The sequence below is a fragment of the Desulfovibrio diazotrophicus genome (genome assembly GCF_902498985.2).
Lineage (GTDB): Bacteria > Desulfobacterota > Desulfovibrionia > Desulfovibrionales > Desulfovibrionaceae > Desulfovibrio > Desulfovibrio legallii.
This window is the reverse complement of the sequence record NZ_OX346397.1, coordinates 2,235,744-2,255,700: the sequence shown is the minus strand read 5'-3', so window position 1 is coordinate 2,255,700 and position 19,957 is coordinate 2,235,744. Positions and strand designations below refer to the sequence as shown.

The following is a 19,957-nucleotide window of genomic DNA, read 5'->3' as shown; positions in this document are numbered from 1 at the left end:
GGTTTCATATGCCACGCCTGGCCCTGCCCCTGCTCCTGCTGCTGGCCCTTACCTGCCTCAACGGCTGCGCCGCCTATGGCGTCTACGACGACCCGCGCCTGGCGGGCACCATGTCTGCAGACACGGAGCTGGCCGCAAAAATCAAAACCGCCCTCATGGACGAGAGCTTCACCGGCGGCTGGTCCGTGGCCGTCTACAGCTTCTACAACCACGTCTTCCTGGTGGGCGAAGTGCCCGCAGACATGCAGGCCAAAGCTCTGACCATCGCCCGCCGCTACAAGCCCCACTCCGTCACCCCCCACTGGTTCACCGCCAAAACTCACGACGAAAGCGATATGGCCCTGGCCACCAAACTGCGCACGGAACTCATCGGCACCAAGGGCCTCTCCTCCACCCGCGTCGAAACCGAAGTCAACGCCGGACGCGTGGTGCTGCTGGGCGTGGTCAAGGACAATGCCGAACGCCAGCTCGCCATCCGCGCCGCCAGGGGCGTGTCGGGCGTCACCTCCGTCACCAGCTACCTCATGCTGCCCCAGAAGGCAGGACAACTGGGCGACATCCAGCCCCAGCACGCCGAAGGCGCGGACCAGCCCGCCGCCAACGCCAGCCCGGCCCCGGCCCCGGCTTCTGCCGAATCCAGCCCGGAAAGCCGCGATTTGCCATAGAAAAAGTTTTTTGTGGGGGAAAGGGGAACTTTTGTGAACACAAGTTCCCCTTCCCCCCACGCCCCCCATCCCTTCAAAAAACGTTTCTTCCCCACCGAACCGGGCCGGCCCTGGCCGAACGCCCGTGTCACCCTCTCCCGCCAGGGCGGCCCCACACAGGCAAAGCCCCGAACGCACATAACCCGTCAAAAGTTCTGCGTCCTTAGAGCAGTTAGCGAATGAAATGAGCTAACTGCTCTGCAAGGATTTTCTTGAAAATCCTTGCCACGAAATGCGAGAAGGCAGGCTTTTGTCTGCCGTAAGCGAGCATTTCAAGTGTTAAATGCTCTGGAGCAGACTACCTTTGAGAATCGGTATTCTCAAAGTTTACGGCACGCTCGTTCCAGCGCTTAAGCGCGCAAATAAATTGTGCTTACGAAACCCCGGACATTTCAAAGTCGTAATGCCCTGCCCCGCACGGCTGGCACGCTGTGTTTTTGTGCACTCTGTTCCCTTTGTTCTTTTTGATGCTTCTGTGCGCAGAGCCTTTGCCCTAAATGTTCATATCATAAATAACTATATGATTTTATTTAATATAAATACGAACATTCAAAGAACATATCCCGACGCATTGCACCCCGCCTCGCTCTGTGTCACAACCAAGGCTGATGACGGGGGAACCCCCCTCCGGCATGCTGTGCCTTGCGCGACTGCCCGCCGCGAGGACGCAAACACGGCATGACTGCGCGGGGAAACGCCGAAGCTGACGCCCCCCTTGCGAAAATGCATGTCAACGCTGCTCTGCCGGAGGCTTTCCGGCGGGGCCCGTACAGAGCATTCCCGCAAGATGACTGGAAGGGGCGTGGAGGCCGACAATGTTGAGCGTGTTTGATTTGTTCAAAATCGGCATTGGGCCGTCCAGTTCGCACACCATGGGGCCCATGCTGGCGGGGCGCAGTTTTGCCGGAGAGCTGGCAGCTCTGGGTCTGCTGGGGGCAGTGGCGCGGCTGCAGGTGGATTTGTTCGGTTCTCTGGCGCTCACGGGTCGGGGACACGGCACGGACGCGGCGGTCCTGGCCGGGCTGGAGCTGGAAGACCCCGAACATGTGGACCCTGCCCGGCTGCCCGCGCGCGCGGCGGCGCTGCGCCAGGGCGCGGACCTGATGCTGGCGGGCGTGCAGGCCGTGCCCTTTGTGTACGGACGGGACTTACTGGAGCACAAGGGCCTGTTTTTGCCCCGTCACGCCAATGCCCTGACTCTCACGGCTCTGACCGCGGACGGGACCGTCCTGCACGCCCGCACGTACTATTCCATCGGCGGCGGGGCCATCCGCACGGACGCGGATTTTGACAGCCCGGACGAGGACTATCCTGCGCCGCCCTATGCCTATGACACCGCCGCGCAGCTCTTTGCCCACTGCACGGCGCACAAGCTGAGCGTGGCCCAGGTGGTGCGGGCCAATGAGGAATTCTGGCGGTCGGGGGAGGAGGTCAATGCCCGGCTGGACGCCATCATGACGGTGATGCAGGAGGCGGTGGAACGGGGCTGCTGCACGGACGGCGTGCTGCCCGGCGGCTACCGGGTGCGCCGCCGCGCGCCCAACCTGCTGCGCAAGGTCAGCGCCCTGCAGGCGGCGGGTCGGCGCGACCTGAGCCTCTGGCCCATGCTCTACGCCTTTGCCGTGGCCGAGGAAAACGCCTCAGGCGGGCGGGTAGTCACCGCGCCCACCAACGGCGCGGCCGGGGTGGCGCCGGCGGTGCTGCTGTACTACAAAAATTTTTATCCGCACGCGACAGAAGAAGGCGCGCGCGACTTTCTGCTCACGGCCGGGGCCATTGGCCTGTTCTACAAGTGCAACGCCTCCATCTCCGGCGCGCAGGTGGGCTGCCAGGGCGAGGTGGGGGTGGCCTGTTCCATGGCTGCCGGGGCCTATTGCGCCGTCACCGGCGGCAGCGTCAAGCAGGTGGAAGTGGCGGCCGAAATAGGCATGGAACACAACCTGGGCCTGACCTGCGACCCCGTGGGCGGCCTGGTGCAGATACCCTGCATTGAGCGCAACGGCGTGGCCGCCGAACGTGCCGTCAACTGCGCCCAGCTCTCCCGCCTGGAAGACGGACGCGAACGCGTGGTTTCGCTGGACCAGATCATCGGCGTCATGTACCGCACCGGACTGGACCTGCAGGCCCGCTACAAGGAAACCTCCCTGGGCGGCCTGGCCGAGGCCGTCAACGCCGCACTGGAACGACGACAGGATCCGCAGGACTGAAAGAACGACAACATCGCCCTGCCAACAGGCGGGCGCAGCCTCTGTCCGCAGCCATATGCAGCAGAGGATAGGGACGCCCCGCGCTGTCCACGGGCGAACGGCCGGTGACCACAAAACCCATCCGGCGGTAAAAGGCCACTGCTGCCGGGTTCTGCTCGTTGACGTCAAGCGTCAAAGGCAGGCCGGCCGCAAAAGCCCGCTCCCAGGCCAGGCGCAGCAGCGTCCGGCCTGCCCCGCAGCCGAAAAAAGCCGGATCCACAAAAAGCATGTCCACATGTCCGCCGTTGCGCCCCATAAAGCCCACCGGGCGCAATCCGCCTGCGGAGCCATCCTGCCCCTTTCTTGCCCCTGGGCCGCAGTGCGCAAGCCACAAATCCTCCACGCCCGGCAGATAAACCTGCCGCACGGCAATATGGATCTCCGCCACAGCCGCACAGGAAAGAAAGGCGTGCGTGGCCACCACACTACGCCGCCAGAGATCCGCCAAAACAGCGTGATCTGCCCTGACGGCGCGGCGCAGACAAAACAGCGCGGCCTTAGCCAAAGCTGACCGTTTCTCCCACGCCCATATCCACACAGGTGCAGGAAAGGTGCTGCTTCTGCAGGGCCTCCTTAAAGGCCGCCGTATTCTGGGCCAGCACGGGAAAAGTGCCCCAGTGCATGGGGATGACGGCCTTGCAGCCCAGCAGCTTGCAGGCCAGGGCGGCCTGCCGGGCGTCCATGGTGAACACGCCGCCCACGGGCAGCAGGGCCACGTCAATGCTGTACAGCCGCCCCCACAGCTCCATACCGCTGAACACGCAGGTATCGCCCGCATGGTACACGGTGAGGCCGTCGGGCATGCGCACAATATAGCCCGCCGGGGCGCCGGAATCGCTGGAGTGGTAGGCCTGCGTCATGGTGACGTTCACGCCCCTGTGGCTTACCGTGCCTCCCATATTGAAGCCGATGCCGTTGAGGATCTGCGCCTGGGGCACGCCCGCGGCGACCAGTTTGCCCGCCGTGCCCACAATGGCCCCCAGCATGGCCCCGCTGCGCCGACACACCTCCACCGCCTCGCCCACATGGTCGCTGTGGTCGTGGGTTACCAGCACCAGATCAACGGGCCCCAGCGTGGCCGCGTTCACGTCCGTGGGCGGCGCAAAAAAAGGATCAATGACCACCTGCACATCAGGACAACCGATCTTGAAAGCCGAGTGACCAAACCAGGTAATGGAACTCATGACGCGCCTCCCGCGTCCGCAAACGGACGCTGCCTTACGCCGCGGGGTCGGCGACAAGGTTTGTCGGCCCCGACGCTTTGTACTTTCAGCTTGCGGAATATGTAAAAAAGATTTGCCACAGAAGGCGAGGCGCATCACGCCTGCGCCAGGGCTTCCCCCCAGCGGCCCAGCCGGTGCGGCAGGCCCAACTGGTCAAAAATGCGCCCGCAGGACTGCCGCAAGAGCTCGTCCAGCGTTTGCGGCCGCAGATAAAAACCGGGAGAAAACGGCATGATCACCGCACCGGCCTCCTGCAGCGTAAGCATGTTGCGCAGGTGCACGGCGGAAAGCGGACTTTCCCGCGTGACCAGCACCAGGGTGAGCCGCTCCTTAAGGGCCACATCCGCCGCGCGTTGCAGCAGATTGCGCGTGGCCCCGCTGGCCAGCGCGCCCAGGGTGCCCATAGAGCAGGGCGCCACCAGCATAGCCGCCGGCACGGCCCCGCGCCGCCACCAGGAACCGCTGGCCGGCCCGGCCCCCAAATCGTCCGGGGCGTAGACCTGCCCGGCATGGGCCGTAAGCAGCTCCGGCCCGGCCCCGCATTCGGCCTGCAGCACGGCCCGCGCGCCCTGCGACACCACGCAGTGCACCCGTACCCACGGCATGCCTGCCAGCAACCGCAGCAGGCTTGCGGCCAAAGCCATACCGCTGGCCCCGCTTACGCCCACCAGAATATCGCGCGCCTGCGCCCCGGCGGCCTGCCCGCCAAGGTGCGCAAGGCCGCCCTCGCCGCACTCTTGCATAGTCTATCCCAAAGGTTGTGCCGCGCCTTCCCGGAGGGGGCGCGTATTTGTTCAGTATAGTCCACAACCGGGCGGACTGTAAACGCGGCGGGCGGCACCGCCCCAAAGGCAGAGGAGCAGCGTCTTTTACGGCAACATTTTCGGCAGGTCGCAGCCCCGTGCGCCGGGGAGGGGCGTTGGAGATCCACGCGGCCGGGCAGACGCTTTGCCGCCGCGGCGGCGCCACCCCATACGGCGAGGAGGCGAGACCGCGCCGGGGCCGGATCCATTACGCCCTTGACAGCGGACCGCGCAAAGCATAACAGAGAAGACCTTGCGCGCTCGTAGCTCAGTTGGATAGAGCGTTGGCCTCCGGAGCCAAAGGCCGTGAGTTCGAATCTCGCCGGGCGCACCATAAAAATTAAGCCCTTACGATAAAAAATCGTAAGGGCTTTTGCTTTACTCAATTTTTTTCCAACCCTATTTCCAACCTTTTTGCAAAAAATGGAAATTACACCATGCAACTCTTTAGCACATCTACTGCGGAGAATCGCATAGTTGCACAAGCTATCCCAGAATGTTGCGTTCACGACAGACAATGGCTATCTTTCAAGAATGAGCGCAAACAAGGGACATCTTCCTCCACTCAGGCCGTGTATCAAATGCGGCAAAATGCCTCAACGTGAAACATCAAGGCCGGAGGGAAGAACCCACGATATTTACCGCTATGCTTGTGAATGTGGCAACTGTCCACTCCAGTGGTCTGTCAGCGAATCTGCTGCAATTCGTTTGTGGAATGCATATGTTGCGACTTGACCTATACTTCAGTCGAAAAATAAAAGTATAGCAAGGGCAAGGAAGCGGGAAGCCCCCATTTCCCTGCCCAAGAATCAACTGTGATTTTTACCTGCCTTCGCTTTCAGGCAAGGCCAGCCTTTTCGGTTCTTCTTCAGCATTGCATCTGCCGTCTTTCCGATTTTCCAATTCCACCGACAACGCTGCCGCTGTGAATACCCCTGCGATCCCTGCCAGTACGCCGCCTAAAAATGCCCATTTACTGCCCATATTCTTTCTCCTTTCGGGTAGCCTAGTACGGCTAGTCATCCCAATTGTCTTTAATTGCTTGAAGTACAGCTATAACAACTGGTATCCAGCTAAGATAATTCATTTATCCTCCTTTCATTTAGCAGCGCTGGATGCGCCGTTTTTTGTTAAGTAGGAAGAAACGAAATATTCCCGTTCGGCTCCAAGGTCTGAAATCAAGCGGCACCATCATACAGCACCGCCTTTGAGTAATGCAGCCTGCAGCATGGCAAACACGGCAGGCACCAGATCAGGCAGATCGTTGACCACCTTACTTGTGTGCGGCAGCAGATGTGTAATGTGCTCATCCCGTATGCCAAGGCCATAAACTTCAAAGCCTAGTTTTTGGGCCACCCCTATGGCATTGTTTGCAGCCAGTTGTTTGTCCGGCATGCCGTCAGTGATAATCAGGATCATCTTACGCTGCTCTCTGAGGGGCAGCATGGTTTGCAGCACCCACCACAAAGCCCCAGCCAAGGGGGTTCCGCCAGAAGCCAGGATGTCGAACCTATCAGGCAACGGCTGCCCATGCCGCATTATTGGGAATACAGAGTTTGTGACCGTCGTAGCGGGGAAAACCGTAACCGCTGGGTTCACGCCACGAATATGGCTCAGGGCAGTTGCCACGGCATAGCAGGCCCGATTGGCAAGATTAATCGGTGCGCCAGCCATGCTTCCGCTTACGTCCAGCAGGATATGGACAGCGGTGTTAACGCCTTGCTGCTCAGATTCTTTTTGGAAAACACGAGCATTGCCAACCTGCAGACGGTGCAGCGAATTGGCGTGCAGAGTCCCTCTGCGCCCGATGCTGCAACGTCTTTGCGTTTGCGCCTGCAGAAAGCCCTGAAGGCGAGTGCGCAGGGCAATGCTGGCCTGAAGGGCTTGCAGTTTATTTTCTGCTGGCAAAGGGGCTGCATGCCGGGTGCCTTCCACGGCCACGGTCAGTGCGTCTCCCGTTGATTCTGAGCTGCAACTGGTAAGCTCAATCGCCAGAATTTCGCCGATGTTCTGAGGCAGATCCTGCGCCTCCGCATGCAAAAGAGCCTTGAGCGGTAACGAGCTCAACGCACTTTGCGGTTGACCCGGTTCAGATCGCTGGCCAATTTGTTTAGCAGAATCGTTGATTTCCAGTTTCGCCTTAGGCATAGAACCGTGATCGTTAGCGCTTTTGCTGGTTGGAGCCTGTCTAAGCGGTTCCCACTGCCGGATGCACTGGGCGATTTGCCGTGCGTATTCGACTGCCGACGCCGTATCTGGGCAATAGATGTAGACCTTGACCAAGATGGCATCCAGAGCCCCTAGCAAGCAGGGGAAGTGCTGCTCCACGATGTTTGCCGCGTGTTGGCGTGCCGGGGTCACCTCATCCACATCCCAGGCTCGCACTGTCAACAGCACATAGTCCAAAACAGCAAGGGCCGGGGAATCATCCCCGGCCCTTGGCTGTGCTTGCTCTACAAAGAATCGTCGTATCAGCCAGTTCAGGTTTCTTCGGCAGCCAGGGAAAATGCCTGACAGTTTCTTTTCAACGCGCCAATCCTCAAGGCAGTTGAGCAAATTGAAGGTCACAGGATCAAGGTTTGCAGCTTTCAACACCCCGAAATCAGTGTGCCGTATATGGGCAGCCTCATGGTCTGTGAACCCCTTAGCCAGTGCCAGTAATTCAGGCTCACAATCCATAGGCAACGCGGGCAAGTGAATAACCTTACCGTTGGTGCAGGCTTCCTTACCGCCGATACGCACCTGCACCCCATAGCGGTCGCCAAGGATAGACGCCAGCAGGGGCAGACAGTTGAGAACGTCTTTTGTGCGTACCATGGTGTCACCACAGGCCCAGGCTGGGTATGGCAGGATGCGGCAACGCGCTATCTGCCACAGGAATATCAGGCAGAATGGGCTCATCATCCATATTCCCGTCCACGGTGCCATCCATCTGTCCAGCAGGGCCGTCCGGCTCGTGGATGAAGCCCGGACCAGCCAACAGGGCATCAAGCACAAACGCCGGGCCGTAGCCCTCAATAACTTTTTGGGCGTGGCCCACAAGGGCCGTACTGTCCTTGAGCAGGCAGACCAGCCCCTGCAACAGCAACAGGTCTGTACCGGTGATGTTGCCCTTCTTGGGCATGCGCAGCAGTGCAGCCTGCACGATGTCAGCCACCGGGGCCACATGTGGCTCTACGAAAGACAAGCCCGTGAGCTTGGCATGCAGGGTGCGCAACGGTGAAAGCGCCTTGTGGGTTACTTCCGTCTTGCCGTGATAAACCCTGCGCCATATATCGTCAGCCGACTTAGCCACCTCATCAAACAGAGTGCCGCCGAGGCCCTGCACCTCTTCCGCCAGACCAGCTTCCAGCACAGCGGTGTTGTCTGTGTGCTGTTCAAGCGGGGCCACCTTGTACAACTGCCAGCGGAAATCCATGCGGGCGCGTACATAGTCAGGCCCCACAAGGGAGTTACGAATTATTTCGCCCCACTGATGGTGCTTCTCAATCCATGCCTGCACATTTTGGTCATAGTCAGCCAGAAATGCTTCCTTTTCTTTCTGGAATTCAGTGCGGATGTTAAGCAGCTCCTGCACGATTTCGCCGGCCTTTTCTTCGGGGATGGCCCAGCCGGACATAAACCGTACACCTTGCCGGTCAAGGTAGTTGAAGGCGCGGGCTTTGAGTGTGCCGAACACCTTGAGGTTTTCCGGGTCGGCAATGCGCTTTGAGCCCAAAGAAGCTAGATCTTCAGGGGGTAGTTCTGCGCCGCCCAGGTCTTCCTGACTCATTTTGCGTCGGGCTGACCACAAGCTGACGTTGAGATTGAGGGCCAGCAAGTTATCAAGAATACGGATGTCAGAAACAAGTTGTGCCATAGTAGCCTCCTAGAATGAGCTTCTTGTTGTATTGAGGGAGTAGCCTTCTTTGATTTTCTTTTCTGCGCGTGCTTCAAGCTCCATCACGGAATTGTTGCCCTCACAGTTTTCGGCGGGAATAAAATGCTGCTGGCCAACGGTGTCCGGCTTGCCCCACTTTAGCGTGAGGCCCACAGGGCTAGCCTCGCCGATCCAGAACTTGCCGTCCTGCTTTTTGCCGGAAAGATTGTAGATTACCTGAAGATGAACGAGGGGCTTGGTCACTGTCGGTGTGTGGTGCAGATGGCCACGCATGAAGCGTAGGGCTTGCTCGCCTTGCAGGATTTCAATTTCTGCCGTTACCGTTTGGGGGGACTCAGCTTCCACCTGTTGAGGGAACATACGTTGGGCCAGCTCGTGCAACATAGCGCGGGTTTCACGGCTGGCTCGGAATCCCAGCGCCCGGTCGAGGGCATAGGTGACGGGCTGTACGCCTTGATGAGCCAGAGGCTGAAAGCGAACGGTCAGATCACCCCAGCGCAGCAAACTGCGCGTGGAGAGTGTAACTTCGATGGCGTTGGTCAGATTGCTGGTGGAAGCTTCTCCCATGAACAGCTTGCGAACCTCATTGGCGTAGTCCACCATGGTGGCACACAACGATTCAGGCAGCGATGGGAAGCGCCGGGCAAGCAGGCTTTTTTCCACATCGGCAGAGGGATAGCCCACTTCGCAGATGGTGAAGCGGTCCAGCCATGCAAGGTTCTGCCGCTGGGTGCCCTGGTAGAGGCCAGTGTCGTCGCCACCGCCATTGGTATTGGCCGTGGCAACCAGACGGAACATGGGGTGTGGCACAATCAGTTCGCCGCCGTTTTCCGCCAGGCACAGGGGGGAGCCGTCAAGCACGCTGTTCAGGCCTGCTGCAATTTCAGGGGATGTCAGGTCGATCTCATTCAGCAGCAGAAGTGCCCCGTAACGCATGGCAAGCGCAAGCGGGCCGTACTCGAAGGTCATGCTGCCATTTTTGACCGTCAGATGACCAACCAGGTCGGCAAATTCCAGCCGCCCGTGCCCGGTAACCTCAAAGACAGGATAGTTAAGCCTGGCTGCCAGCTGCTTGATGCATGTCGTTTTACCGCAGCCTGTGGGGCCGAAGACGTACAGCGGTTCCTGTGGGTTGAGAAACCAGACCACAACGTCACGGCTGGACTCATGGAAAAGATAGTCGTGGTCAATGGACGGGGTGTAGGCCGAAGGAACTGCGTAGCCCCTGACCATGGTGCCAGAGGGCTTGCCACTGAACACCTGACCTGCATCAAGATCGGTGGGCTGCAGGTTACTAAGGTCGTCGATAGTATTCATACCTAGCTCCTTAAAACGAAAAATGCCCCAGGGCAGGGCGGTTGTAGTGAACGTGATAAAAGTGAGGGGGATGGTCATGAGCGCCCTATTTTTCAGTTTATGGGCGAAATGCTCAATTTTTCGAAAGGTGAGCCCGTACGCTCACAGCGGGCCAGCAAGGCGTTTACGTCGATGTCTCCCAAATGCTCCGCATGAAAAATCTCGGTCAACTCCTCCCGCAGAGCATCCTTGTCCAACGTGGTTCGACCTGCTGTCACAGACATGCGGAATCGGTAGTTTCCCGTGTCTACCCAATCCCGTGTGCCAGCCTGGCGGTGAACAAGTTTGAGCACAGTTTCCATCTCTTTGATTTCGCTATCTAAAGCGGTGCGCTGCTCCTTGAGGGCCGCCAGCTTTTCAAGTGCCGGTTCCCATTGCGGCATATGCACGCCCTGTGGGAACTTGGGGCAGTCGCCATTGTATTCGCAGTAGGAACAGATTGGGTAAAAACCTTGGGCGCAGGTTACCTGTGAAAGGGACAAATTCCCGGCACGGTGGGCCGTGAGGTCGCCCCAGAGTTGGACCGCATGATCAAGGGCCGTATCCAGCATGGCCTGATTGAAAGTGTAGGGACCAAAGGTGGTCACGTCCTTCATGGAAAGACAGAGCAACCATGCCTCCATGCTTGCCTCGGCAGCCGTTGCGGGCAGCTGAAGGCCAAGTTGGGCACGGCAAAGCTGAGGGAATGTCATTTTGTCATGCAGAAGCGTACCGTCCTCAGCACGAAGGCTGAAAACGGGCTTGCTCCATGCCTTTGTTAGCAGGCCGATCTGTCCGTGCAGTTGCAGCAAATGGGAATCGTGCGGGGTGCCGGGAAGCTTGTCGGTGCTTTTTACTTCCAAAATTCGTATGGCTTTGACGGGCGCGCCCCAGACCAGCACAAAATCAAGATGGGCTTTGATGGGCACGCCCTGATGCTGCCAGTTAATCTCAAGCTGGGGCAAAACATGCAAGCCCAACGATGCCAGTGCCTGCCCAACCCCAGATTCAAACCAGTGCCCTCTCTGCAGCGTAAGCAGGCGCTCCAGGCTGTTTGTGGTGGGGAGCACCTTTCTGGCCAATGCAGACCGTGGGCATTCCCAGTGCTGGCCGATATCGCTCATTCCCACATAGCAGGAGCGGTCGCCTAGGTGGGCAAGTGTGTCGTTGTGGGCAACGGCCTGCAGACCTTGCCTGATTAACGCCCTCAATCCTTCCGTGCGGTCCATCTGTTCCATGGTTTAGCCTCCATAAACGTGAAAAGGCCGCCATCAGGCAGCCCTTTCACTCGGTGTTTTGATTTTTTCTATGCAGCATCAACATATTTCCACCACAATTTTCTCTGCGGGCTCCAGAGGAAGCCCGAGCCGGTAAGTAATTCCTTTTTGGCTTGTGTATTGCCGGTGGCAATGATGCAAGGGCGTCCGTCCTGAGCTGTAACTTGCTGGTAGGTGACGCCTTCAAGTGGTGGAAGGCTTTCAAGGCTGGATGACGGGCGATTTGAGGGGCTTGAAAGGTTGTTTTTGATGGAAGGCTCGCGTTGCCGCGTTTTTTGCGATCCAGGGGCGATTACGGGCAATTTGGGTCGGGTAGGCGATTTTTTGCCATTTTTAGCCCCTTCGCCATCGTCATCTTCGGTTACCATGCCCAACATGGCGGTTAACGCGTAGCGGCGAGCATAAGTAATTGCCGATCCCATGCCCTGCGGGTCGGCCTTGGGCAAAGGAACCACGGCCAGAGAGCTTTGCCACTGCCCGGACTCCGCATGGGTGAGCTTGGTGACCAGGCCGAGAGAGTTGGGCTGCTCCGCAGGCACAGGGTACTGGCACAGCCAGATGCCGTTTTCGATAAGCGCATCGCGACAGGCGTCCATGACGCTTTTGAGGCTGGCGTACCAGCTTTTGGTAAAAGGATTTTCAGCATCCTTGGCCATAGGTTGCACGGTGCGCTGGACGTTGAGCAAGGCCTTGGCCAAGTCGGTGATGCTTTCTGATTGGTATTGGTTCATATGAAAATTCTCCTTGGATAGCAAAATGACAAAGCCCCGCCCAGCTTAGTGCTGGACAGGGCTATTAGGGTGATTTGAAGCATTACTCTGGCGTTCTTGTAAGAGTAATATATTCTTAAGATTTGACGAATAACATTGTCCCATATTCCATCCTTATGCTCCTATGCCACACTAAATTTTTCAATGGCATACTTTTCGGGGGGAGGGTCAGAACAGCAAGGGAATTTAAGTGTATTAAGATAGTCTTTACGCGCTTGCTTGCCCCGCAGAAAATCGATTTCAGCATCCAGGCAGTAATGATTCCGGAAGTGTTTCGCCCCGGCCGAAAGCACTGCTACGTCGTTCTCATGACGGAACTCCCAGACCTCGACATCCTTGCCGTCGGCGGTCTTCAGTCGTTCGCCGGTGTCGACCAGCCATTTAGTGTGTTCCGAAGTCCAAAGCATTCACGTCCCATCCCTGATTTAGTTGTCCTTCAATTTCAACAGCTCATCGTCCAGTCCGTAGCGAACCACGTCGATCCGGTCGCTGCGTTGTGAAACAAAATCTCCTGTCAACACGGGGAGCTGGAATGGGAAGAATGTCGGGTTGTTCAGGAGCAGCCCTAATGCGCCCTTGGCCTCCGGGGTGGCCAGGAGTGCTGACTCGAACATCAGGATGGCCAGGCTTGGCTCGGCAATGCTCACAGGAGCGGCTTTCTCATAGCAGCCCTTGGCCTCGGAATCCTTCAGGGCTCCCCAGGCGACAAAAGATCGGATGATATATTGCGCATAACGGCTAACAGCATGTTGAAAAATTCCTTCCGACGTCAGAGCCAAAAATTGACATCGCCGTCATCCTGGCCGTAATCAATTCAGAGAAAATCATGCATTCATCGGAAAATTTCTTTAAGGAGTTTGATTATGTCAGAACTCGTATGCTATTGTTTTGGCTATACATCCGAAGATATTGAGCAGGATGTTATTCAAAACGGAAAATCTACAATTTTTGAACGTATCATGAACGAAAAAAAGGCTGGTGGGTGCCAGTGTGCTGAAAAGAATCCGAAAGGTCGCTGATGTCTTTCAGACGTTCGTCAGTTGGCGGACCAAATTTTAAACAAGACAAGCATTTTACAAAATTTTAACAAATGATTTTTTTATATACGAAACTATTTATATATTGAAAAAATCTCAAAAATATAGAAGGTTGCCATGAACAAGGAGCTGTTATGGGACTTGGCAACCAGAGTGATGACCAGAGTCAGGTGTTTGTCATGTGTGCGGATTTACCGCGCTCACCTGGACACGTTTTTTATGACCGCTTGCAGTCGGTCTTGATCAAGGGCGGCTTTGACCGTTTTGTCGAGAAGCTCTGTGAGCCGTATTATGCGTCTGGTCCCGGCAGGAAATCCATTCCTCCAGGTCGATATTTCAGGATGCACTTGGTTGGCTATTTTGAAGGTATCGAGAGCGAGCGCGGGCTTGAGTGGCGGTGTTCCGACTCCTTGTCGCTGCGAAAGTTCCTACGACTCTCCCTGACCCAGAGGGTTCCGGACCACTCCAGCCTGAGCAGAATCCGCCAACGGTTGCCCCTGGAAGTCCATCAGGAAGTATTCGGCTGGGTGTTGCAGGCGTTGACCAAGTCCGGCCTGGTAGTTGGGGAGCGCCTTGGTATCGATGCTTCGACCATGGAAGCCAACGCGGCCATGCGTTCGATCGTGCGCCGGGATACAGGAGAAACGTACCAGCAGATGCTTGAGCGCATCGCCAAGGACAGCGGGATCAAGACGCCGACCCGTGAAGAGTTGGCCCGCATGGATCGCAAGCGCAAGGGCAAAAAGCTTTCGAACAAGGACTGGAAGTCGGAGAGCGACGAGGACGCGCGGATTACCAAGATGAAGGATGGCCGCACCCACCTCGCCTACAAGCCCGAACACGCCGTGGACCTGGACACCGGAGCGATTGTCTCCGCCGATATCCACAAGGCCGACCAGGGGGACACGACGACGATCGGCAAGACGCTCGAATCCGCCAGGAAGAATCTTTCCGACATCGGTTGTACGCCGATAAGCACGGCTCCGACGGAGGTCATTGCGGACAAAGGCTACCATTCTCGGGAAGTAGTGAAAGAACTGGATAGCGGAGTTTGGAAGACGAGGATCGCCGAGCCGAAGGCGAACGGGTTGTTCAACTGGAAAGGTGACCATGAGGCACGGCGGGCCGTTTACAATAACCGCGCCCGGCTGAAGTCAGCCAAAGGGCGCGAGTTGGCAAAACGACGAACGGAATTGGTCGAGCGAAGTTTTCAGCATGTGCTCGATCGTGGAGGCATGCGACGAACGCACCTTCGAGGGCAGGAAAACGTCCACAAACGATATCTCCTGTGCGTGGCCGGGTTCAATCTCGGCCTGCTGATGCGCCAGTTGATAGGTTTCGGGACCCCGAAGGGGTATTTTTACCTCAATTCAGCGCAAATTTTTGTTTTTGCTTGGGGATGGATGGTCGTTTCGATGATTTTTGTCGAGATGAGGAGCGAGACCGGCGAAGAATTCGTCGGAGCGCAGATTACCGTAGAGCGGTGTTAATCATGAATAAATCAACGGGCTGTTAAGAGCTTATCCATAAATAATCTTGAAGAAACGCTGTCCTTCTGGCATGCTTTTCTCCAATGGAGACAAGCACATGAGCGTGAAATCATGGGAAGTGTCGAATGCCCTCTGGGAAATAGTAGAGCCACTGATACCGACGCCCAGGAGAGATAAAGAAAAGCAGTATCGACGCAAGGTTGGCGGAGGAAGAAAGCCCCTTGAGGCACACAACGTCTTTTCCGCGATTGTTTATGTGCTGCGAACTGGGATTCAGTGGAAAGCATTGCCCAAAGATGTTATTGGGAGTCCGAGTGCAATTCATCGATATTTCAGAGAATGGGAGCAAGAAGGCTTTTTCTTGGAGCTTTGGAAGCGTGGTTTGTCCGAATATGACGATTTAGAAGGGATAGCTTGGGAATGGCAATCTATAGATGGCAGCATGAACAAGGCACCGCTGGCCAAAGAGAGTTCCGGGCCCAACCCCACGGATCGAGGAAAAAAAAGGAACAAAGCGCCATATTCTTGTGGACGGGCGTGGCGTCCCGTTGTCGGTCGTCGTGACCGGAGCCAACCGGCATGATGTTAGCCAGTTGGGGAGCGTTTTGGCCAACAAGGTGGTGAGGGCAATCATGGAGGGCCAAACCGAGAATCTGTGCGCCGATGCTGGTTATGCCGGAGAAACACCACAGGTGGCAATGGTCGCGGCGGGATATACGCCGCATGTTCGCCCACGCGGTGAAGAGCGACGTGAAAAAATTGTGAATCCTCTTTTTGTGGCTCGGCGGTGGGTTGTTGAGGCTTGCCACTCTTGGTTCAACCGCTTTCGCAAGCTGGTAATCCGCTACGAAAAGCTCGACTCAACTCACCTGGCTCTCACGCATCTAGCTGCTGCCTTCATCGCTTTCCGGAAGGCTGATAGAAAAATTATTTATGGATAAGTTCTAAGTTGGCCAATCTTGGCATGAAGCTCCTTGATACGGGCTTCATCATTCTGCTGAGCCTTCTGGGACTTGCCCGCAAAGCCAGCTGCAATCTGCTCCTTGGCCTGCTGTTTCCACTGAGAAATCTGATTTGGATGCACGCCATGCTTGCTGGCAAGCTCGGACAAGCTTTGCTCCCCAGACAGGGCATCAAGGGCAACGCGGGTCTTGAATTCGGCGGTGAACTTCCTTCTCGATTTGGACATAAAAAGCCTCCTTTGACTTCTTACGTCCACCTTAGCTCACGGTCCAGTTTTTCGAACCCACTTCTTGTGGCTTTTTACAAGCAACATCAGGAATATCTAGCTCCCTAAAAATATTTTATATGAACGAGCATGCACAGAAACTGTTAAGGACAAAAGGAGAAACGCCTGAATTCGTGAATACAACGGATTTTTATGTTGATCCGGGCAGACGAAAGCATTTTTTAAGCTTAGTAACTTCCGCAGGGTTTTTGAAAGAATATGAAATTGAATTCATAGACAGTCTCGGTGTTCGTTTTTGGGGTATGGTGTCGTCAAAGCGAATTGTTTACAATAATGAGGATGCAATCCTGTCAACAATAATTGACATATCTTTGCGTAAAAAACTTGAAGAGGAATTGGTGTATAGCTCGTCGCATGACTTTCTGACTGGTGTCTTTAATAGGAGGCATTTTTCATCGGTGATGACGTCAGAAGTGGTCCGATCTAAAAGATATTCTACAAGCCTGTCTCTGGTAATGATTGCTTTGGACAACTTTAAAATAGTTAATGATGTTCATGGGCATATTGTTGGCGATGAAATTCTCAAGCACTTTTGCACAATCGTACGAGAAAATTTACGGCAGACTGATACGCTAGGCAGGGTTGGTGGTGAAGAATTTGCAGTATTGTTGCCCGAAACTGATTTGATTGGTGCAGAAAAATTTGCAGAGAGGGTTCGGAGTACAGTGAGTTTGGCCGAGTTTGTATGAGAATAAAAGTATTTCTTTCAGCATCAGTAGTGGAGTAGCATCGTTGGCTGTAGATGAAGATGCTGAAAGACTGTTGAAGCGATGTGATGATGCATTGCTTGTTGCAAAAATGACTGGTAAAAACAAGGTTGTTGTTTGTAGTTCGCAAATATTGTGAAAAATACTCACAAGCCGTTTGTGCTTGTCTCGTTTTTGCTAGTTGTGTTTGGTGATAAATCTCCTTGTGCAGATTTGCGCAGGGTATTCTGCCGCTAGAGGTGTGCAAGTGCTTACTACTGTGCGAGCAAAGTTTTATTTTCTTTATATATGCATGGCGTTGTTTATGGCTGCTGTTGCAGTGGCTGTAGCTAGTTTTAGTTGGGGCAAATATTCAGAAAGACAAACACTGCTTGAAGAGTACAATGCTTTCAGGCTGTCGACTAAAGCTATTCACATGCTACAAAAAGAGCGCGGGCTCACTGTAAAAAGTCTCTTTCGCCCTACGCCGAGCAATATTAATGAACTCCAATTATGGCGTGCTGAAACTAACGCTGCCATTCTTAAGTTGTCGAATACTTCATTGTCCCGAGAAATCTCAGGAAGGCAGATCATGCTTCGCGGCTTAAGTGATTCTAATGCGATTTCTCTAGAAGATTGTTTTCTAGAGTACTCTGACATAATATACGAAATTATTGCAACTTACAGTTCGGATAAATCTTACGAGCATATTCAACATGATTATTTGTTTTTGTCGTTAATGAATTTGTTGATGGCAAGGGAACACCTTGGGAAAATTCGGGCCCGAATTTCTATGTCGGCGATGAATAATTTTTTAGATGGGGAGAGTCAATTTTATGTAAAAGAAAAGTTTGGATTTTACAAGATATCGAAGGAAGAGTTTTTGAAAAGCCTTAAAGGAAAATATCCAGGTTATGTCGGCATTGTCGCAGATGACGAGAAAGTCAAAAAAACGGAAGCTGCAATTTCTTTGTATTTAGACGGTAGACAGCAAGAGTTTGATTACGATAGTTGGTTCGGAATGTCTACGGGGGCAATGGATGTGTACTATTCGGTCGAAGGTACACTTGTAGACACGTATGATCAGTATTTGAAATACGAAAAAAGAAAAGCTCAATTAACTGGATTATTGATATTATGCGTTACAGCCCTCGTCCTTCTCGTTTCGGGGCTTTTCGTTGGGCGGTTTATTAAGTCATTTTCGGCGAGGCTCGAAAACATTGATGATAAAATGCGGTTTATTTTGAGAACCCACGATTATAAAATCGAAATTACCGACCAAAGTCATGATGAGATTTCAGGTATTTCGAATTCTCTGAATTCTCTGCTGAAGTTTACTAATCAGGCTCTTCCGGGTTTTCCGTGGGTAGCTGATCTGCTAATGTCCTTCCCGGAGGGCACCAATGAAGGATACGGACCTATATTTTCGGATTCTCGGGCTGACCGAGCCCTGGTTTGTTGAGGCTGTTGAACTGGACACGGCGGAAGGTCGGGTAGACATCCGCGTGGAGCATGGTCCTGGTGTTCGCTGGTTTTGCCCTACTTGTGGTCGAGAGCTGGCTTGCCGCGACCATGCCGAGCCTCGTGTCTGGCGCCATCTGGACACGTGCCAGTTCAAGACGTTCCTGCATGCTCGGATTCCCCGAGTGGACTGCCCCGAGCATGGCGTCCTTCAGGTCAACGTGCCTTGGGCCGAGTCCAAGGCACGTTTCACCATATTGATGGAGCGATTGATCATCGACGTGCTGACCGAGTGCGCCACCGTAACAGGAGCGCGGCGCATCCTGCGCATCACCTGGGACGAAGCATGGGGTGTCATGGAAAGGGCGGTGCGCCGGGGCCGGGAGCGCAAGCAATCGAATCCCTCGCGGTATCTTGGCGTTGACGAGAAGGCATTCCGCAAGGGGCACGACTATGTGACCGTGGTTTGTGATCTGATCGGCAGCACGGTGGAGTATGTGGCCGACGAGCGTAAGGCCGAAAGCCTTGAGGGGTACTACCTTCAGTTCACCAAGGCGCAGTTGGAGCGGATCAAGGCCGTGGCCATGGACATGTGGGAGCCCTATTTTAAAGCTACGCTCAAACATGTGCCGGACGCGGCGGGGAAAATCGTTCACGATCGGTTCCACGTCATGAAACACGTAGGCGAGGCTGTGGACCGGGTACGCAAGCAAGAGCACCGCGAACTCACAAGTCAGGATGACCATCGACTCAAGGGCACGAAATTCCTCTGGCTATACCGGGAGGAGAATCTGCCGGACAAACACCGGCCAGCCCTGGAGGCCTTGAAGACAGCGAACCTCAAGGTGGCCAAGGCCTGGGCCATGAAGGAAAGCCTGAACGACGTCTGGAAGTACCTGAGCACGGGATGGGCCAGACGTTTTGTGAAGCGATGGCTGGTCTGGGTGAACAGGTCAGATCTTGCCCCAATGCGCAAAGTGGGCGGACTGATTCAGAGACATCTTGAGAACATCCTGACCTTCTGCCGCCACAGGATCACCAACGGCGTGGCCGAGGGCCTCAACAGCAAGATCATGGCCATCAAGAGGAAGGCTTGCGGTTATAGGAACCGGGAGCATTTCAAGACAGCCATCTACTTCTTCTGTGGCGGTCTAAACCTCTACCCGGCCAGTTCCTGACAGGGGTTACCCACGGAAAACCCGGAAGAACCACTAATCAATTGCTTGAAGAAAAAGAAAAGATGGCTTCAACGGATAGGCTCACTGGGGTTCATAACCGAACCAAGTTTGTAGATATTTTTAATTCAGAGTTTCAACGGTTTTCCCGTTACAAAACGCCTTTTAGTGTGATAATGATGGATATTGATCACTTCAAAATTGTCAATGATACATACGGTCACAATGTCGGAGATGATGTTCTAGTTGAAGTCACGTCCATGGCATCTAAAATAATCAGGGCGACAGACATATTGGTGAGATGGGGGGGGGAAGAGTTTGTGGTTCTGGCCCCGTCAAGCGAGTTACATTCTGCCGTAGCACTCGCTGAGAAACTTCGGTCAGTTATAGCTGAGCATTCTTTCCCGTCCGGTTTGAAAGTAACCATGAGCTTTGGCGTTGCAGAAATTGACGAGAGTGATTCTCTCAAAACAATTATGGCTCGGGCTGATGCAGCTCTTTATGAATCGAAGCGCACTGGTAGAAATAAGGTTTGCACGTTTAGCGCGATAAAATGAATTGGTTTGCCTTAAACATATCGAGGTAAATTATCTGGCTCATCATTTTTGCAGGCGGGAAGTA

At 55.0% G+C, this 19,957-nt stretch carries 20 protein-coding genes, 1 tRNA gene and 1 pseudogene; 10 read left to right on the top strand and 12 right to left on the bottom strand.

Annotated features, from left to right (window positions below):
* Positions 1 to 8: 8 nt before the first annotated feature.
* Both J7I12_RS09775 and J7I12_RS09770 read left to right on the top strand, forming a co-directional pair.
* The gene (locus tag J7I12_RS09775) at positions 9 to 665 is read left to right on the top strand and encodes a BON domain-containing protein (RefSeq protein WP_288907720.1); all 657 of its coding nucleotides are present in this window, start codon (positions 9 to 11) and stop codon (positions 663 to 665) included.
* Positions 666 to 1,519: 854 nt separating this feature from the next.
* Entirely contained in the window at positions 1,520 to 2,911 is a 1,392-nt protein-coding gene (locus tag J7I12_RS09770; RefSeq protein WP_118229877.1) for an L-serine ammonia-lyase, read from the top strand.
* Here the strand turns inward: J7I12_RS09770 and J7I12_RS09765 are convergent.
* From J7I12_RS09765 to J7I12_RS09755, 3 genes are all read right to left on the bottom strand, one after another.
* On the bottom strand, positions 2,871 to 3,455 hold the full coding sequence (locus tag J7I12_RS09765) for a GNAT family N-acetyltransferase (protein ID WP_498793635.1): 585 nt from the start codon (positions 3,453 to 3,455) through the stop codon (positions 2,871 to 2,873). The two genes, J7I12_RS09770 and J7I12_RS09765, sit on opposite strands and share 41 nt — an antisense overlap.
* On the bottom strand, positions 3,448 to 4,134 hold the full coding sequence (locus J7I12_RS09760) for a metal-dependent hydrolase (RefSeq protein ID WP_288907722.1): 687 nt from the start codon (positions 4,132 to 4,134) through the stop codon (positions 3,448 to 3,450). Before J7I12_RS09760 ends, J7I12_RS09765 begins: the two co-directional genes overlap by 8 nt.
* A gap of 134 nt (positions 4,135 to 4,268) precedes the next feature.
* A complete protein-coding gene (locus J7I12_RS09755; protein ID WP_242621195.1) occupies positions 4,269 to 4,817 on the bottom strand; it encodes a UbiX family flavin prenyltransferase in 549 nt (182 codons plus the stop codon).
* Positions 4,818 to 5,233: 416 nt separating this feature from the next.
* Here J7I12_RS09755 and J7I12_RS09750 point away from each other — a divergent pair.
* A tRNA-Arg gene (locus J7I12_RS09750) sits at positions 5,234 to 5,310 on the top strand.
* A gap of 488 nt (positions 5,311 to 5,798) precedes the next feature.
* Here the strand turns inward: J7I12_RS09750 and J7I12_RS09745 are convergent.
* From J7I12_RS09745 to J7I12_RS09710, 8 genes and pseudogenes are all read right to left on the bottom strand, one after another.
* A complete protein-coding gene (locus J7I12_RS09745; protein WP_374281456.1) occupies positions 5,799 to 5,960 on the bottom strand; it encodes a hypothetical protein in 162 nt (53 codons plus the stop codon).
* 207 nt (positions 5,961 to 6,167) lie between these two features.
* A complete protein-coding gene (locus tag J7I12_RS09740; protein ID WP_498793633.1) occupies positions 6,168 to 7,793 on the bottom strand; it encodes a cobaltochelatase CobT-related protein in 1,626 nt (541 codons plus the stop codon).
* A gap of 4 nt (positions 7,794 to 7,797) precedes the next feature.
* Positions 7,798 to 8,835 (bottom strand): DUF3150 domain-containing protein, encoded by a 1,038-nt coding sequence (locus tag J7I12_RS09735; protein ID WP_498793631.1) that lies wholly within the window; start codon positions 8,833 to 8,835, stop codon positions 7,798 to 7,800.
* 369 nt (positions 8,836 to 9,204) lie between these two features.
* Positions 9,205 to 10,173 (bottom strand): annotated as a pseudogene (locus J7I12_RS09730) (AAA family ATPase); the annotation flags it as partial.
* A 92-nt stretch (positions 10,174 to 10,265) separates the two neighbouring features.
* Entirely contained in the window at positions 10,266 to 11,429 is a 1,164-nt protein-coding gene (locus tag J7I12_RS09725) for a hypothetical protein (protein ID WP_303193295.1), read from the bottom strand.
* A 68-nt stretch (positions 11,430 to 11,497) separates the two neighbouring features.
* Entirely contained in the window at positions 11,498 to 12,199 is a 702-nt protein-coding gene (locus J7I12_RS09720) for an ERF family protein (protein WP_192112109.1), read from the bottom strand.
* A gap of 161 nt (positions 12,200 to 12,360) precedes the next feature.
* Positions 12,361 to 12,645, bottom strand: a complete 285-nt coding sequence (locus J7I12_RS09715) for a hypothetical protein (protein ID WP_227118716.1) — start codon at positions 12,643 to 12,645, stop codon at positions 12,361 to 12,363.
* Positions 12,646 to 12,663: 18 nt separating this feature from the next.
* Complete coding sequence (locus J7I12_RS09710; protein WP_498793628.1) at positions 12,664 to 13,017, bottom strand: hypothetical protein; 354 nt, start codon at positions 13,015 to 13,017, stop codon at positions 12,664 to 12,666.
* Positions 13,018 to 13,101: 84 nt separating this feature from the next.
* On the opposite strand from J7I12_RS09710, the gene J7I12_RS09705 reads away from it, so the two are divergent.
* The 3 genes from J7I12_RS09705 to J7I12_RS09695 all read left to right on the top strand — a co-directional run bounded on the left by J7I12_RS09705 (position 13,102) and on the right by J7I12_RS09695 (position 15,706).
* A complete protein-coding gene (locus J7I12_RS09705) occupies positions 13,102 to 13,257 on the top strand; it encodes a (2Fe-2S)-binding protein (RefSeq protein WP_118230672.1) in 156 nt (51 codons plus the stop codon).
* A 152-nt stretch (positions 13,258 to 13,409) separates the two neighbouring features.
* The gene (locus tag J7I12_RS09700) at positions 13,410 to 14,765 is read left to right on the top strand and encodes a transposase (RefSeq protein WP_225940604.1); all 1,356 of its coding nucleotides are present in this window, start codon (positions 13,410 to 13,412) and stop codon (positions 14,763 to 14,765) included.
* A 97-nt stretch (positions 14,766 to 14,862) separates the two neighbouring features.
* Positions 14,863 to 15,706, top strand: a protein-coding gene (locus tag J7I12_RS09695) for an IS5 family transposase (protein WP_498793625.1) whose coding sequence is annotated in 2 segments (ribosomal slippage) — positions 14,863 to 15,272 and positions 15,271 to 15,706 — 846 coding nt in all. Because the reading frame shifts where the segments join, the coding sequence is not laid out codon by codon here.
* On the opposite strand, the gene J7I12_RS09690 is transcribed toward J7I12_RS09695, so the two are convergent.
* A complete protein-coding gene (locus J7I12_RS09690; RefSeq protein ID WP_498793623.1) occupies positions 15,697 to 15,954 on the bottom strand; it encodes a transposase in 258 nt (85 codons plus the stop codon). The genes J7I12_RS09695 and J7I12_RS09690 overlap by 10 nt on opposite strands.
* 173 nt (positions 15,955 to 16,127) lie before the next feature.
* On the opposite strand from J7I12_RS09690, the gene J7I12_RS09685 reads away from it, so the two are divergent.
* The 4 genes from J7I12_RS09685 (at position 16,128) to J7I12_RS09670 (ending at position 19,893) form a co-directional block, all read left to right on the top strand.
* Entirely contained in the window at positions 16,128 to 16,703 is a 576-nt protein-coding gene (locus tag J7I12_RS09685) for a GGDEF domain-containing protein (RefSeq protein ID WP_498793621.1), read from the top strand.
* A gap of 322 nt (positions 16,704 to 17,025) precedes the next feature.
* Positions 17,026 to 18,162, top strand: a complete 1,137-nt coding sequence (locus tag J7I12_RS09680; protein ID WP_498793619.1) for a nitrate- and nitrite sensing domain-containing protein — start codon at positions 17,026 to 17,028, stop codon at positions 18,160 to 18,162.
* Positions 18,104 to 19,339, top strand: a complete 1,236-nt coding sequence (locus J7I12_RS09675; protein ID WP_096152604.1) for an ISL3 family transposase — start codon at positions 18,104 to 18,106, stop codon at positions 19,337 to 19,339. Before J7I12_RS09680 ends, J7I12_RS09675 begins: the two co-directional genes overlap by 59 nt.
* 41 nt (positions 19,340 to 19,380) lie before the next feature.
* On the top strand, positions 19,381 to 19,893 hold the full coding sequence (locus tag J7I12_RS09670; protein ID WP_498793618.1) for a GGDEF domain-containing protein: 513 nt from the start codon (positions 19,381 to 19,383) through the stop codon (positions 19,891 to 19,893).
* The last annotated feature ends 64 nt before the right edge of the window (positions 19,894 to 19,957 follow it).

Excerpts from the sequence above, each read along its gene's own strand:
- J7I12_RS09775 (WP_288907720.1), top strand. The coding sequence starts at position 9 with ATGCCACGCCTGGCCCTGCCCCTGCTCCTGCTGCTGGCCCTTACCTGC.
- J7I12_RS09770 (WP_118229877.1), top strand. The coding sequence starts at position 1,520 with ATGTTGAGCGTGTTTGATTTGTTCAAAATCGGCATTGGGCCGTCCAGT.
- J7I12_RS09760 (WP_288907722.1), bottom strand. The coding sequence starts at position 4,134 with ATGAGTTCCATTACCTGGTTTGGTCACTCGGCTTTCAAGATCGGTTGT.
- J7I12_RS09755 (WP_242621195.1), bottom strand. The coding sequence starts at position 4,817 with ATGGCTTTGGCCGCAAGCCTGCTGCGGTTGCTGGCAGGCATGCCGTGG.
- J7I12_RS09745 (WP_374281456.1), bottom strand. The coding sequence starts at position 5,960 with ATGGGCAGTAAATGGGCATTTTTAGGCGGCGTACTGGCAGGGATCGCA.
- J7I12_RS09740 (WP_498793633.1), bottom strand. The coding sequence starts at position 7,793 with ATGGTACGCACAAAAGACGTTCTCAACTGTCTGCCCCTGCTGGCGTCT.
- J7I12_RS09735 (WP_498793631.1), bottom strand. The coding sequence starts at position 8,835 with ATGGCACAACTTGTTTCTGACATCCGTATTCTTGATAACTTGCTGGCC.
- J7I12_RS09725 (WP_303193295.1), bottom strand. The coding sequence starts at position 11,429 with ATGGAACAGATGGACCGCACGGAAGGATTGAGGGCGTTAATCAGGCAA.
- J7I12_RS09720 (WP_192112109.1), bottom strand. The coding sequence starts at position 12,199 with ATGAACCAATACCAATCAGAAAGCATCACCGACTTGGCCAAGGCCTTG.
- J7I12_RS09715 (WP_227118716.1), bottom strand. The coding sequence starts at position 12,645 with ATGCTTTGGACTTCGGAACACACTAAATGGCTGGTCGACACCGGCGAA.
- J7I12_RS09705 (WP_118230672.1), top strand. The coding sequence starts at position 13,102 with ATGTCAGAACTCGTATGCTATTGTTTTGGCTATACATCCGAAGATATT.
- J7I12_RS09700 (WP_225940604.1), top strand. The coding sequence starts at position 13,410 with ATGGGACTTGGCAACCAGAGTGATGACCAGAGTCAGGTGTTTGTCATG.
- J7I12_RS09690 (WP_498793623.1), bottom strand. The coding sequence starts at position 15,954 with ATGTCCAAATCGAGAAGGAAGTTCACCGCCGAATTCAAGACCCGCGTT.
- J7I12_RS09680 (WP_498793619.1), top strand. The coding sequence starts at position 17,026 with ATGGCTGCTGTTGCAGTGGCTGTAGCTAGTTTTAGTTGGGGCAAATAT.
- J7I12_RS09675 (WP_096152604.1), top strand. The coding sequence starts at position 18,104 with ATGAAGGATACGGACCTATATTTTCGGATTCTCGGGCTGACCGAGCCC.